At 38.0% G+C, this 14546-nt stretch carries 13 protein-coding genes; 11 read left to right on the top strand and 2 right to left on the bottom strand.

Features of this window, described 5'->3' with window-relative positions; all coding sequences use genetic code 11:
* Positions 1-11 precede the first annotated feature (11 nt).
* Entirely contained in the window at positions 12-461 is a 450-nt protein-coding gene (locus C794_RS17710) for an Lrp/AsnC family transcriptional regulator (RefSeq protein ID WP_017798515.1), read from the bottom strand.
* A 262-nt stretch (positions 462-723) separates the two neighbouring features.
* Here C794_RS17710 and C794_RS17705 point away from each other — a divergent pair, with 262 nt between their 5' ends.
* The 6 genes from C794_RS17705 (at position 724) to C794_RS17680 (ending at position 6698) form a co-directional block, all read left to right on the top strand.
* Positions 724-1704 (top strand): tripartite tricarboxylate transporter substrate binding protein, encoded by a 981-nt coding sequence (locus tag C794_RS17705; protein WP_017798514.1) that lies wholly within the window; start codon positions 724-726, stop codon positions 1702-1704.
* A 14-nt stretch (positions 1705-1718) separates the two neighbouring features.
* Entirely contained in the window at positions 1719-2195 is a 477-nt protein-coding gene (locus tag C794_RS17700; protein ID WP_017798513.1) for a tripartite tricarboxylate transporter TctB family protein, read from the top strand.
* 16 nt (positions 2196-2211) lie between these two features.
* Positions 2212-3702, top strand: a complete 1491-nt coding sequence (locus C794_RS17695) for a tripartite tricarboxylate transporter permease (RefSeq protein ID WP_017798512.1) — start codon at positions 2212-2214, stop codon at positions 3700-3702.
* Positions 3703-3941: 239 nt separating this feature from the next.
* A complete protein-coding gene (locus tag C794_RS17690; RefSeq protein WP_017798511.1) occupies positions 3942-5555 on the top strand; it encodes a gamma-glutamyltransferase family protein in 1614 nt (537 codons plus the stop codon).
* Positions 5556-5589: 34 nt separating this feature from the next.
* Complete coding sequence (locus C794_RS17685; protein WP_017798510.1) at positions 5590-6171, top strand: chromate transporter; 582 nt, start codon at positions 5590-5592, stop codon at positions 6169-6171.
* Positions 6171-6698 (top strand): chromate transporter, encoded by a 528-nt coding sequence (locus C794_RS17680; protein WP_017798509.1) that lies wholly within the window; start codon positions 6171-6173, stop codon positions 6696-6698. The genes C794_RS17685 and C794_RS17680 overlap by 1 nt, the downstream gene beginning before the upstream one ends.
* A 49-nt stretch (positions 6699-6747) precedes the next feature.
* Here C794_RS17680 and C794_RS17675 read toward each other — a convergent pair whose 3' ends face one another.
* Positions 6748-8769: a catalase gene (locus tag C794_RS17675; protein ID WP_017798508.1), complete on the bottom strand. Its 2022-nt coding sequence runs from the start codon at positions 8767-8769 to the stop codon at positions 6748-6750.
* 209 nt (positions 8770-8978) lie between these two features.
* Between C794_RS17675 and C794_RS17670 the strand changes: the two genes are divergently transcribed.
* The 5 genes from C794_RS17670 (at position 8979) to C794_RS17650 (ending at position 14546) form a co-directional block, all read left to right on the top strand.
* Positions 8979-9956 carry a Gfo/Idh/MocA family protein gene (locus C794_RS17670; protein ID WP_017798507.1) on the top strand — a complete coding sequence of 326 codons (978 nt, stop codon included), beginning with the start codon at positions 8979-8981 and terminating at the stop codon, positions 9954-9956.
* Between the two features lie 294 nt (positions 9957-10250).
* Entirely contained in the window at positions 10251-10526 is a 276-nt protein-coding gene (locus C794_RS17665; protein ID WP_017798506.1) for an acylphosphatase, read from the top strand.
* Positions 10527-10791: 265 nt separating this feature from the next.
* Positions 10792-11436, top strand: coding sequence for a DUF624 domain-containing protein (locus tag C794_RS17660; protein WP_083900538.1), 645 nt, complete (start codon positions 10792-10794; stop codon positions 11434-11436).
* On the top strand, positions 11420-13222 hold the full coding sequence (locus C794_RS19990; RefSeq protein ID WP_017798504.1) for a DUF2264 domain-containing protein: 1803 nt from the start codon (positions 11420-11422) through the stop codon (positions 13220-13222). The genes C794_RS17660 and C794_RS19990 overlap by 17 nt, the downstream gene beginning before the upstream one ends.
* A gap of 1 nt (position 13223) precedes the next feature.
* The gene (locus C794_RS17650; RefSeq protein WP_017798503.1) at positions 13224-14546 is read left to right on the top strand and encodes an ABC transporter substrate-binding protein; all 1323 of its coding nucleotides are present in this window, start codon (positions 13224-13226) and stop codon (positions 14544-14546) included.

The following is a 14546-nucleotide window of genomic DNA, read 5'->3' as shown; positions in this document are numbered from 1 at the left end:
TTTCAAACCCTCTACAACTTAAACCCAGTACGACTCTTAAAACGCTTTAATATTATTGAGCTCTCGACACGTGTAATGCCTTCAACTGAATACAATTCTTCATTAATAAAGACTTCTAATTTCTGAAAATCCTCAACTAATACATGTGTGTGTAAGGTGCTTGGTCCCGTCATTTGATAGATACTAGCCACTTGCGGATGATTGGCTAAATTTTGTGCTACCTCCTGCAATTGCATTGGTTCAACATCTATATCAAAAAATGCGGACACTTGTTTTCCATATTTCTCTGAGTTGATTACTACCGTAAATTTTTCAATGACACCTTTTTCTTTTAAGTTTTTAATGCGATCTTTTACCGCAACACGAGACAAGCCAACCTTTTCTGCTAGCTCTACATACGATAAGCGGCCATCTTCTGAAAGTTCTTCTAATAGCATTTTATCAATGTTATCAAGTTTCATAGTTTTCGGCTCCTATAATTATATTTCAGGCTAAATTTAGTTTATCAGAATATGACAAGAAGAAAAACGACATGTTATCAATATTATAACTAACAACATAAAGTAAGTAAAATTTACTAAATGCATTAAATTAGTAAGTAAAATTTTATCAAAACTTTACAATTGTACAAAAAATATATTGACAGCCGTATAGTTGTTTATTATTATATTAACTAATTTACAAAAAGTATGAAATTACTGACAAATAAGAGGAGGAAATGTCATGAAACGTCGTTTATGTAGTGTTTTAGTTCTATTTTGTCTATTTTTATTAGCAGCATGCAGTCCCCCAAGTACGAGCAGCGGGGAACAGGCGGAGAATTATCCTTCTAAAGATATTCAGTTAATTGTACCCTGGGACGCTGGTGGAGATACTGATGCGATTAATCGAATTGTCGCAGAAGAGTTGGAAAAGGAATTAAATACAACGGTTGTCGTGAAGAATATAGCTGGTGGAAGTGGAGTCGTAGGAGCACAACAAGCGCTTCAAGCAAATAACGATGGGTATACACTACTTGCTGTTCATGATTCCGTAGCGATGTCCCAGCTAACCGGACAAGCAGACTTTGGTTACTTTGACTTTGAACCTGTATCTTTAATGACTTCTACATATCAACTCGTTGCTACGAATCCTTCAAATCCGTGGGACTCAATGGAAGAAGTAGTAGCTGATGCAAAAGAAAATCCTGGACAAATAACGTATGGAGCATCGATTGGATCTACCTCCCAGTTAGAACCTGCTTTAATCCAAACAGCGTCAGATATCGAATTTAATATCGTAGGTTACGACGGCACAGCGAACAGAATGAAAGCAGTTGTAGCAAATGACGTACAATTAGGAAGTGTGTCTATTGCTGCAGGTAAGGATTATATGAAAGATGACCGAATGAAATTATTAGGTTATACAGGAGAAGAGAGACATCCTGATTTACCAGATGTACCTACATTACAAGAACAAGGAATTGATGTCGTCAATGCAGCGAACCGTGGAATTGTTGTTCCAAAAGACACACCGGAAGAAATTGTCTCTAAACTAAATGAAGCATTAGAGAATGTGGCTAATAGCGACTCGTTTAAAGAGAGAATAGATGCAATTGGAACAGATGTGAACTTTAAAGGAACAGAGGAATACGTTGATTTCCTGCAAAACAATGAAAAAGACATGGAAGAATCACTAGAAAAAAGTGGCTTACTAGATAAGTAGGAGGTTTATAGGCATTGACTAGTGCAAAACGTGATTTGTTAAATGCGATTCTCTTGTTAGGGTTCAGTGGGTTAGCTTATATCGGTTCAACTCAAATACCGATTCAAGGATTCGGAAAAACAGAAGCCAATTTCTTTCCAAATATTATTATTGCCGTATTAGTGTTTTTAAGTGTTTGTTTGCTTGCGCATAGTATATATCGCTTCACGAAAGAACCAAAAGCGAAGAACGTATCAATACGTAATGCCTTCCGTAGCAATAAAAAAGTCATCATCACGTTTGGGTTATTCGCAGCATATGTGTTTATCCTGCCATACGCTGGATATTTTATTGCTTCAATCTTATTTTTGATTAGTTTATATACCGTCTTAGCACCCAATAAGAATAAAATTATTCTCGTTAGTTTATTCATGATTGGATTGGTTTTCATATTATATGTGGTATTTCAACAGGTACTATCCGTATTTCTACCTCCTGGCATACTCTTTTAAAAGGAGAATTAACTAAATGGAATCTATTTTATTAAGTATTGAAGCGATTTTAAATGTACAAACCATTCTTATCCTGCTTACGGGAGTAGTTGCAGGTATCATTATAGGAAGTATACCCGGCTTCACGATTACCATGGGAGTAGCTTTAACGTTGCCATTTAGTTTTGGAATGGAGCCAATCAATGGAATCGCACTGATGATGGGCGTTCAAGTTGGTGGTAGTTCAGGAGGCTTAATCACGGCTTGTTTATTAGGGATTCCAGGAACTCCTTCAGCGATGGCGACTACGTTTGATGGTTATCCCATGGCAAAAAGTGGACAACCCGGTAAGGCGTTAGCGATTGGATTGTGGTCTTCCTTTGTTGGTACGATTATATCCGGCATTATTTTAATTTTCACTGCACCGATTTTAGCAGAATGGGCACTAGCCTTTGGGCCATGGGAAATGTTTGCTCTCATGTTATTCGGTATTAGTGCCATTGCAAGTCTCAGTGATGGTTCATTGTTAAAAGGCTTAATCGCTGGTAGTTTAGGATTAATGTTTTCGATGGTAGGATCCGATCCGCTTACCGCTGTGTCGCGATTTACCTTCGGGTTCACTGAACTGATGGCTGGGTTTAACTTTCTCCCTGTTCTAATTGGGATATTTGCTTTTTCTCAATTAATGGATGATATACGTAAACCACCAGGCCAATTATCTCTCGATAGCAGTGCTTCAGTTTCTTATCCTATACTTAAAACCATCCGAGACTTATGGAAATCCGGAGTGAATGTGATCCGGTCGAGCCTAGTAGGTACATTAGTAGGTATCTTACCAGCAGCCGGTGGTAGTATTGCCAATATCTTAAGCTATGATGTTGCGAAAAAGTTTTCCAAGAAGCCTCAAGAATTTGGCAAAGGGAGTAAGGATGGATTAATTGCTGCGGAATCTGCGAATAACTCTTCCATAGGTGGTTCGCTTGTACCGATGCTCTCATTCGGGATCCCAGGTGATGCCGTTACGGCAATGATGCTTGGAGCTTTATTAATTCACGGTATTCAACCAGGACCATTGTTAATGCAAAACCAGCCTGTACTTGTGAATGGAATATTTATTTCATTATTCATCGCGGCCATTTTAATGTTGATTATCCAAAGTTTTGGTATCAAAGTTTTTATGAAGATTAACCAAATCCCTCATCATTTATTAGTTCCTATCGTTCTATTATTATGTGTATTAGGAAGTTTTGCTGTAAATAATCGAATCTTTGATGTGTGGGTACTATTAATTTTCGGGCTAATCGGTTTTTGGATGAAGGCGAACAAGTTTCCATTAGCACCATTTATTTTAGGGATTATCTTAGGACCAATGATTGAAGAAAACTTGCGTCAAGCGGTGTCGGTAAGTTCTGATCTGTCTATGTTTTTCACTCGTCCGATCTCAGCAGGTTTAATTGTCTTATCCATAATATCGATGGGTTATGGAATCTATAGTAATATGAAGATGAATAAAAAAGTGGAAGAATAATAGAAGAGGTTGTTCAAAAAGTCCGGTGAAAATGACACTTAACAGGGGGACCTTCTGCTAAAATAGTCCACGTCCTGTGGGCAACGCAGAAATCACCACGTCCTGTGGAAGCTCGTTGGCTTGCTTTTTTAGTTCCTCACGTATTAACTGCATACGTTCCGGTACTTAAAGCTACGCCGCATCGATCTTCTCGGTCCTTTCCATCCTCCTTTTGAACACGCACTAGAAAGGGAGATTTGATGAATTTTTTTCATACAGAAACATATCCTTATACAAATCCGAGGCATGCAACCTATGCAAAAAATGGAATGGTGGCAACATCTCAACCACTCGCCTCAGAAGCAGGACTTTCGATATTAAAAAAGGGTGGTAATGCCATAGATGCTGCTATCGCTACAGCGGCATGTTTAACGGTCGTTGAACCGACTTCGAATGGGATCGGCGGCGATGCTTTTGCGTTAGTGTGGACAAAAGGTAAACTGCATGGACTTAATGCAAGTGGCCGTTCACCTCAATCGATCTCCATTGATAAGGTGAAAGAAACAGGAAATGAACAGATTCCTAAATATGGATGGATTCCCGTTACCGTACCTGGAGCACCGAGCGCTTGGGCAGCTTTATCTAAGAGGTTTGGCAAGCTTTCGTTACAAGAAGTATTACAACCAGCGATTGACTATGCACAAGAAGGATATCCTTTGTCGCCGACGTTAAGTAAGTTTTGGAAAAAAGCGTATACCGTATTTAAAAAGGAATTATCCGATGACATGTTCCATGAATGGTTTGAAACATTTGCTCCAAACGGTCGTGCTCCAGAAACAGGAGAGATTTGGAGTTCGCCTAACCATGCCAAAACATTACAAGAGATTGCCGATACTGACAGTGAATCTTTTTACCGAGGAGAAATAGCAGCGAAAATAAGTGCATTCTCGGAAGCGAATGACGGATTTTTAACATCAGAGGACCTGGCAGCCCATCAAGCAGAGTGGGTGAACCCAATAAAAGTAAACTACCGTGGTTATGATGTTTGGGAAATACCACCAAATGGGCAAGGGATTATCGCTCTACAGGCATTGAATATTTTAAAAGGATTTACATTTGGAACGAAAGAGGCAACCGACACATACCATAGGCAGATTGAGGCGATTAAGCTGGCTTTTGCTGATGGGCAAGAACATTTGACAGAAGAAAATCATATGAGACATTCGGTAGAAGATTTATTAAGTGACTCTTATGGAGAGTATCGAAGAGGGTTAATTGAAGATGAAGCGATGCAACCGGAAGCAGGCGAACCAGCACTAAGTGGTACTGTATATCTAGCAACGGCAGACAATGAAGGAAACATGGTTTCTTTTATACAAAGTAATTATATGGGATTTGGTTCTGGCCTTGTAGTTCCTGGTACAGGAATTGCCCTGCAAAATCGCGGGCATAATTTTTCGATGGATCCGAATCATGTGAATGCACTAGCTGGAAACAAGCGGACGTATCATACGATTATTCCTGGATTTTTAACAAAAGATGCCGAGCCAATTGGTCCTTTTGGTGTGATGGGAGGGTTTATGCAACCTCAAGGTCACGTACAAGTAATCATGAATACCATTGATTTTCAGTTAAATCCACAAGCAGCTTTAGATGCACCAAGATGGCAATGGATGAAAGACAAACAAGTAGAAGTGGAAAACACCTTTCCACACCACATCGCAATGGACTTAGCGAGGAAAGGTCATAACATACGTATTCAATTAGAACCGAATAGTTTTGGGCGTGGACAGATCATTTGGAGAAATCCCGAAACAGGAGTACTGGTTGGCGGAACGGAATCCCGTACGGATGGTACGGTTGCCGCTTGGTAAGTAACAACAACAGCTTAGTAAAGGAATTTGCTATATGAGAACACATTGGAATATTTTTATCGCTTTTTTTCGCGTAGGTATGTTGGGATTTGGTGGAGGGCCTAGTTCCATACCGCTCATTTATAAAGAAGTAGTGGAAAAATATAAATGGATGAATGATGAAGATTTTGGTGATGTATTAGCACTTGCGAATACACTTCCAGGACCAATAGCGACCAAGCTTGCGGGTTATATCGGTTATCAAGTTACAGGCTTTTGGGGAATGCTTAATGCAGTACTAGCTGGTATTGTACCAACGATTTTTCTAATGGTAGGTTTGTTAGTGTCACTGTCATCTTTTAGAGAATATGATTGGGTGCAAGGAATGACGGCTGCAGTTATCCCTGTTGTAGCAGTGATGCTAGCGACATTGACCTGGCAATTCATTGAAAAAGCCGGAAGCGGAATGGGTTGGCTACAAACAGGTATCATGTTAATCATTGTTTTTGTTCTACTCGAAATGTTACACATCCATCCTGGAATTCTTATTGCAACGTTGTTAGCCATAGCATTATTAAAAAAGAATAAGATACCTGAACAAGAGGAAGAGAGAACAGCAAGGGAAGGTGGTTCGTAATGGTTTATTGGGAACTATTTATCGCCTTTTTTATACCAGGAATTCTCGGTTATGGAGGAGGTCCAGCTTCGATTCCATTAGTCGAAAACGAAGTGGTAAGTCGATTCGGCTGGATGACTGTTCAAGAATTCAGTGAAGTGCTTGCGCTAGGTAATTCTTTACCTGGACCAATTGCTACGAAGATGGCAGGTTATATTGGCTATGATGTTGCAGGTGTTATCGGTGCTTCGGTATCTGTATTTGCAACAGTCGCCCCATCGCTAGTATTAATCCTTGCGCTATTAGGCATACTTTATCGGTATAAGAATTCTCCAAAAGTAAAAAGAATGACGTTGTACATACGACCGGTGATTGGAATCTTACTGGGTGTGATGGCATGGAATTTCTTTAGTGAATCATACATCGGTATTGGATTCTGGCAAACAGCTATTCTAGCAGTCGCTAGTTATTTTCTTATGGAGCGTATAAAATTACATCCTGCATTTGTAATTGCAGGTGCATTAATTTATGGTGGGTTTTTGTTGTAATGGATAATAAAGCAGCTATCAAATGGGTTGATAGCTGCTCATATTTCACTTATTTCCCGTCACGATTCCAAAATCTCGCTTCGGCAACGGCTTCTACAAATTGTTTCGCATTATTGGTAACAACGCCTTTTTCATCTGTTAGTCCTAAATCATGAAGTACAGAAGCACCATCTTGAATAGCACCAATTGGTTTATAGTGCATATAAGCTTCTTTAACGAAGTTGGGAGCTTCTTTTGTAAATAATGGTTTTGTTCCTTCTTTGTTGACAATTAGAATTGCATCAAAGAGGACAGAATCTGCCGTCATAAAGGTGTGGTGCACTGGAATTTTGGATCCACCTTTACTTGATATCGATCCTTGGTGATCGCTGATGATCTCTGGATTGATGTTTGCTTTGTTCAGCGCTTTTATATAGGAGAATAATTCTTCATCGAATCCATCAGAGACAATAATTCCTACTTTACGAGTATCCGCTTTTTTCTTCGTGTTGGCTTGACTTAAAGCAGGGGAAGATTTTGTATAGTTTATATCTTTTTTCTTCGGTACAGCTAGTCCAAGGTTTTCTGCAATTCCTGTTACTAAGTCGTGATTTACATTTGAGAACATATCGAGAACTTGTTCACGAATCGCTACTTCCTGACATTTCCCAAGTTCAAAGCTAAATGCATCAATGATATGTTGTTTCTCTACATCGCTCATACTGTTCCAGAATAAAGCAGCTTGTGTAAAGTGATCTTCAAAACTAACACTTCGAGCCCGCACTTTCTTGCCTTCCACCTTCTCTTGGTAGTGTTTATAACCGCCTTCTTCTTCACTAACAGGTGTTGGTGTGTTATCCGCTAAGGAGTTTTTATGGTAGCTAACTTGTCCAGAATTAATCGTTTGTCGGCCGTATCCATCACGTTGATTATTATGGAATGGGCAGACAGGTCGATTAATTGGTAGTTCATGAAAATTTGGTCCACCTAAACGAATGAGTTGCGTATCTGTATAAGAAAATAGACGTGCTTGTAACAACGGATCATTCGTAAAATCAATTCCTGGTACGACATGACCTGGATGAAATGCAACTTGCTCGGTTTCCGCAAAGTAATTATCTACATTTTGATTCAATGTCATTTTACCAACAATTTTTACAGGAACATCTTCTTCTGGCCAAATCTTGGTTGGATCTAGAATATCAAAATCGAAGTTAAATTCATCTTCTTCTTTAATGATTTGCAATCCTAGCTCGTACTCTGGATATTGGCCATTTTCGATCGCGTCATAAAGGTCACGACGTTGAAAGTCAGGATCATTACCGTTTAATTTTTGTGCTTCATCCCAGATCACGGAATGAACGCCTAAAACCGGCTTCCAGTGGAATTTTACAAAGAATGCTTGTCCTTCTTCATTAACAAAACGGAACGTATGCACTCCAAAGCCTTCCATCATTCGAAAACTTCGTGGAATTGCTCGGTCGGATAGATGCCACATAATCATATGTGCGGTTTCTTGATTATTAGCAACAAAGTCCCAAAATGTATCATGTGCAGATGCTGCTTGTGGGATTTCATTGTGTGGTTCAGGTTTTACCGCGTGAATTAGATCTGGGAATTTAATGCCATCCTGGATAAAGAAGACTGGAATATTATTTCCAACTAGGTCATAATTTCCTTCATCTGTATAAAATTTTGTTGCAAATCCTCTGACATCACGCGCCAAATCACCTGATCCACGAGAACCTGCTACGGTAGAAAAGCGAACAAAGACAGGTGTCTTCTTGCCAGCTTCACTAAGGAAATCTGCTTTTGTATATGGGGCAAGTGATTCATAAGCTTCAAATTCCCCATGGGCAGCAAATCCTCTTGCATGAACGACACGTTCCGGAATGCGTTCATGGTCAAAGTGGGTGATTTTCTCTCGCAAATGAAAGTCTTCTAATAATGACGGACCACGATCACCTGCTTTTAGTGAAAATTCATCTTCATTCATTTTTAATCCTTGATTTGTTGTTAGTGCTTTTCCTTTATCATTAACTCGGAATTTATCTAGTTGTTGGTTCTTTTTGTTTTGCTCTTGATTACTCATATTGGTTCCTCCTTTAAATGTGAGAAGTGTTAATTTTCCATTCCCTTTAAGAATAAGATTAAACAAATGAGAATAGAAAAATCAGTATTTCAGGAAATTATTCCTAGTTACTCAGGAAGGTAATGAAATGCCATATCAAAAATAAAGAATTAGTGGTACACTACAATCAATAAATTGAAAATTTGTTTAAATGTGAAGGGAGAAATCCAATGAAATATAAAAAGGTACGTTGGGGGATTATTGGTTGTGGGGATGTAACAGAAGTAAAAAGTGGACCTGCTTTTCAAAAAGTGAGCAATTCCCAACTAGTGGCAGTCATGCGAAGAACCGGTGAATTAGCAAAAGACTATGCAGAACGTCATGGTGTGCCAAAATGGTATGATGATGCGGATGCTTTAATCAACGATTCAGAAGTGGATGCGGTATATATCGCAACTCCACCAGGTTCTCACAAAGAGTATACATTGAAGGTGGCTCAAGCAGGAAAGCCGGTATATGTCGAAAAACCAATGGCATTGAACGAGGCAGAATGCCAGGAGATGATTCAAGCGTGTAAAGATGCAGACGTTCCATTGTATGTTGCCTATTATCGAAGAGCACAACCTAGATTTAAAAAGGTAAAGGAACTATTGGACGCACGAGCCATCGGTGACGTACGTTTTGTGTCTACCACGCAATATCAAAAGATCGCTGATGATATAAAAGAGCAACCGTCACTTCCATGGCGGTTACAACCAGAAATATCGGGGGGCGGCCTGTTTTTTGACCTTGCCAGTCATACATTAGATATTCTTGATTTCTTACTTGGGCCTATCGAAGAAGTGCATGGAATAAAGTCCAATCAAGCGGGATATTACGAAGCAGAAGATATTGTAACAGGCATCTATCGATTTGAGTCTGGGGTACATGGTATAGGAAATTGGTGTTTTACTGCTTTTGAGAATGTAGATAAAAACGAAATTGTCGGGAGCGAGGGGAAAATTACGTTTTCCACCTATGGGGATGATCCAGTCGTTTTGACAACTGCTGATGGGCAAGAAGAATGGTCATTTGAGCGTCCGAAGCATGTCCATCAACCGTTGATTGAAACGATCATGAAAGATTTAACCACAGAAACTAAACAAAGCCCTAGCACTGGTGAAAGTGGCGCTAGAGCAAATTGGGTCATGGATGAGTTAACGAAATAACAATATCTTACTTTAAAGAATATGTTCACTATCGGACGGAAGCCATTGAGGACCAAGTAAAAGAAGTTGAAATAGCTATGAAGGAAAGCATTACATTTAGAAACAGGATTCCAAGAAAATTTTAGGGAAAGAACAGGCGGACATACGTTTTTTTAACAAGATATTGATAGAAATGTTATGTGTGATTCATTAAGGGGTATTGTTTCTAGAAACTCTCAAATCTTCTAATATTATCATTATCTCTAGAAGTCAGTGAAATTCGGAGTTGTTATTATAGAATTTAGAGGTGATAAGATGAGACACGTAAAAGTAAAGGTAAAAGGGCAAGTACAAGGCGTTGGATTTCGTTATTTTACACAACATGCAGCGTCAGACAATGCTATCGCTGGATGGGTTAGAAATGAAGATGATGGAAGTGTTCTTATCGAAGCGCAGGGTGAAGAGCAAAACATGGATGCTTTCTTAAAAGAAGTAGAACAAGGTCCGACTAAGTTTGCCAGAGTTCAAGATATGGAACTGACGGAGTTGGAAGAAGATGCTGGGCTTACCAAGTTTGAAGTGAAATATTAAAATGAAAATAGAGTATTTAACAAGCTAATTTAGTTTATGCTAGGTTAGCTTTTTATTTTGGCGTTATATGAAAAAGCATCTAAAGCGGAATAGTTTAAAATTTCTTATGGATGGAAAAGACTGCTGACATGCTTATTCATCAAAAACATATAACGTATAGACTCTTTTATTTCTTATTTTAATAATGTGTTTCTGAAATTGATAAGACAGAATAAAGTTAGAAAATTAACATCAAATGTAAACGCTTTAGTTAAAGGGGGTATCTATAACGTCTATTCATGGATTATTAAAGTGGTTAATTTTTTTTAGCTTTATTAACATTATCTTCATCATCTTTACTTTCTTAGGTGGCGTTTTATTTGGATTCGTTCCTGCTATGTCCGCTTCAATAAAGACTATTCAAAAAGAACTAAACCAGTCGTCGCCTACTTATCGAGATGTCGCTAAACAGTTCTATGATTTTTTTACATCCGCATTCATACCAATCAATCTAGCATCCGTCATCCCTCTACTCTTTGGAATTATTGCCATAATGAATATAAACATAACGCTTGGTATAACCAACCTATTCGGAATGGCAACTTTTTATGGAAGTATCACTGTTCTTATCACAACTATATTTGTGCTTATCCATCTTGCTCTACTTCAATCTACCAATAAAACATTTTCAGTGAAGCAAATGATCAAACTATCTTATATAGCAGCATTCTACTACTTTCCACTAAATGTATTAATCGTTTTTTTTATGATTTTATGGTTGCAATTTCTACTAGTAGCTCCAGGATTATCCTTGTTTTTTGGAATTAGTGTTCCAATATTCATTTGTACCGTCTGTTATAGCAAAACTAAGCTATATGCAAGTCAAATAACTACTGGTATTGGGGAGATTAGCTTTGCAAACAAAAAATGATGTAAATAAATTCATTCAAAGTTATGTAAAACATGTGGAAGATAAGCTTCATAATGAAAATCAATTGATTTTCGACTATACGGACACAGCCTATGGCAAAGGCATCACTGAAATTGAATCCATACTTAGGCCGTTATGGGGAGAGGCATCACTTGCTCATTCTGAAAACAGACCGATAAATAAAACCATCTTGAATAAGATTATAGACGGTATTGACCCGTTATCTACAAAATATTGGGGAGTATTGAGCGATAGAGATCAAAGAGCCGTAGAAATGGCTGTAATAGGCTATGCCCTGCTTTTAAATGAAATTGTACTCTGGGATAATTTAACTATAAAACAACAAGAACAATTAGTCGATTGGTTACTGCAGATTAACCATATAGAACTACCAAATAATAATTGGCATTTTTTTCGAATCATCGTCAATATTGGACTAGAAAAAGTCGGCGTATCTTTGAATATCGAAAAACAAAATGAATCATTACAGGTAATAGAAAGCCTTTATCTTGGTAATGGATGGTATTCAGATGGTTCACCAAATCAAATGGATTATTATGTTTCTTTTGGATTTCATTTTTTTAGTTTACTTTATGCCTATTTTATGAAAGAAAAAGATGCAAAAAGATCGGAAGCCTATAAAGAAAGAGCCTTAATATTTGCTAAAGATTTTATTTATTGGTTCTCTTCCAAAGGAGATGCAGTACCTTTCGGAAGGAGCATGACTTATAAATTCGCTCAGTCCGCTTTTTGGAGTGCACTTGCATTCTGTGACATAAAACCTTTTCGTACGGAAGTTATTAAAGGGATTATCTTTCGGAATTTGCGCTGGTGGAGGAAACAGCCAATTATTGAATATAACAATTTTCTACCGATTGGTTATACGTACCCAAACCTGATTATGGCAGAAGGATATAATAGCCCGGGTTCTTCCTTTTGGGCATTTAAAACATTGATTATTACAGCTTTATCAAAGGATCACACATTTTGGAAAGTGAATGAAGAACCACTCCCATTATTAAATGAAAGAAAATTACTAAAAGAAGCAAGAATGTTAAGTGTCCGTCCAGAAAGCGATCAAGTCTATTTATACACTTCTGGACAATATTCTAAAAGTGAACATCTGCATAATGCCGAAAAATATGCGAAATTTGTGTATTCCAACCTTTTTGGGTTTAATATTGCACATTCCAATTATCTACGATCACAAGTGGCTGGAGATTCCATGCTTTCTTTAAGTGAATATGATGACCTATTTCGATTTCGGAGAGAATGCGCTCAGATATCCTTACATGAAAGCTACCTCTTCTCAGAATGGTATCCATGGCATGACGTTCAAATCCGAACATATCTCATACCATTTAATAATTGGCATATTCGTATTCATGAAATTAATTCAACTAGAGAATTACAAGCAATTGAAGGTGCATTTAGTATCCCAAAACCGGATGTACTAAAAGGGGCTAACGCAGAAATACATGAAGAGGAAAATAGTTCTTATGTATCGGATGGAAACTTGTATTCCACTATTACTAATTTGCATGGTTATGATAATGGAGGGAAAGTAATTACTACAGAGCCAAATACGAATATTCTTACTTCTAATCCTATTCTTTTACCTTCTTTGGAGGCTAATATCGTACAAGGAAATAACTTATTAGTTTCAGCAATTTATGGTGGTACTCAACCTCCTGTATTGGAGAATGTGCCTCGTTTCTTTAGAGAGCGTCATGGATTCAGAGTGGTACAGGGTGAGTCTGAAACATTTGTTCAGAGGGAAGGGTGAGATGATGAAATACAAAGGTGCTATTTTTAGTATTGTTTTATTAATCTTCACCGTAATAATTATAAGTTTTCTAAGCAAAGCGGAAAATACCACTAACGTTGCAGACGGAAAAGGACAAGAAACAATTACCGTATGGGCATGGGGTGGATGGGCTCAACATCTAGAAGATATAGCTCCTATTTTTGAAGAACGTAATCCAGGCATAAACATCAATGTAAATAATCAAGGAGTTGAGCAAGTCTATCAAAGATTAACTACTGGTCTAGCATCAGGCCAATCAAGCCAGTTGCCAGATATTGTGCAGATGGAAGAACAACGATTACCTATTTACAATAACAACTTCCCTAATAGCTTTGTGGATTTAACAGAGTTTGGATTTGATCAATATGCTGATGTCTTGCCTGAAGCAAAAGTTGGAGCATTATCAAATGAAGAGGGAAACTTAATTGGATTGCCAGGTGATATTGGACCTGTTGGTTTATTCTATCGAATTGATGTTTTCGAAGATGCTAATGTTGATCCGCAAAGCATAAAGACTTGGGATGACTATATTGATGCTGGAAAAACTATTAAAGAAGTAACGGGTATCGATATGCTCGGTTTTATGGCAAATGATGATATATCTTTGTATAAGATTTTATTGCAACAACAAGGAAGTTTTTATTTTAATGAAGACGGAGAAATTACTACAGAATCAAAGGAATCGAAGAAAGCATTTCTGTTGATGAACGAATTGTTTCATAGTGGGATAGCAGCAAATGTTACAAATTGGGATGGAAGAATTGCATCACTGCAAAATAATCAGGTTGCAACAGTACCCGGCGCAGTCTGGTGGTCACGAAGTTTGATGCAACAGGTAACAAATTCAAAAGGGAATTGGAGAGTAATGAAATTACCAGAATTTAAAGAAGGCAATACACATGCAGCAGCAGATGGCGGATCGAATTTTGTCATACCTAAAGCTTCTGATAATCAAAGAATAGCTTATGAATTCATTAAGTTTGCTACTACTGACTTGGAAAGTTTAACTAGCTTAGTTGAAAACTATTTTATGTTCCCTGCTTATACCCCTTTATATGAGGAAGAAATCTTTAAGGAAGGGAACGCGTACTTTGGAAATCAAAAGGTGCTGCAGTTATTTGCCGAGATTTCCGAAGAGGTACCAAAAGTAAATTATACTTCGGATTATTTACGTGCGAACATTACCTATTCAGATGAATTAGCTTCTATGATGTTGCAAAATAAGAGTCCTAAGGAAGCTTGGCAATCGGTATTAAAAAAACTACAGTCCAGCACAGGGCGAGAATCAAGCGAGGAGGATTAA

The sequence above is a fragment of the Oceanobacillus kimchii X50 genome (assembly GCF_000340475.1).
Classification (GTDB): Bacteria; Bacillota; Bacilli; order Bacillales; family Amphibacillaceae; genus Oceanobacillus; species Oceanobacillus kimchii.
The sequence above is the reverse complement of the archived record's forward strand: the minus strand, read 5'-3'. Positions and strand labels throughout refer to the sequence as shown.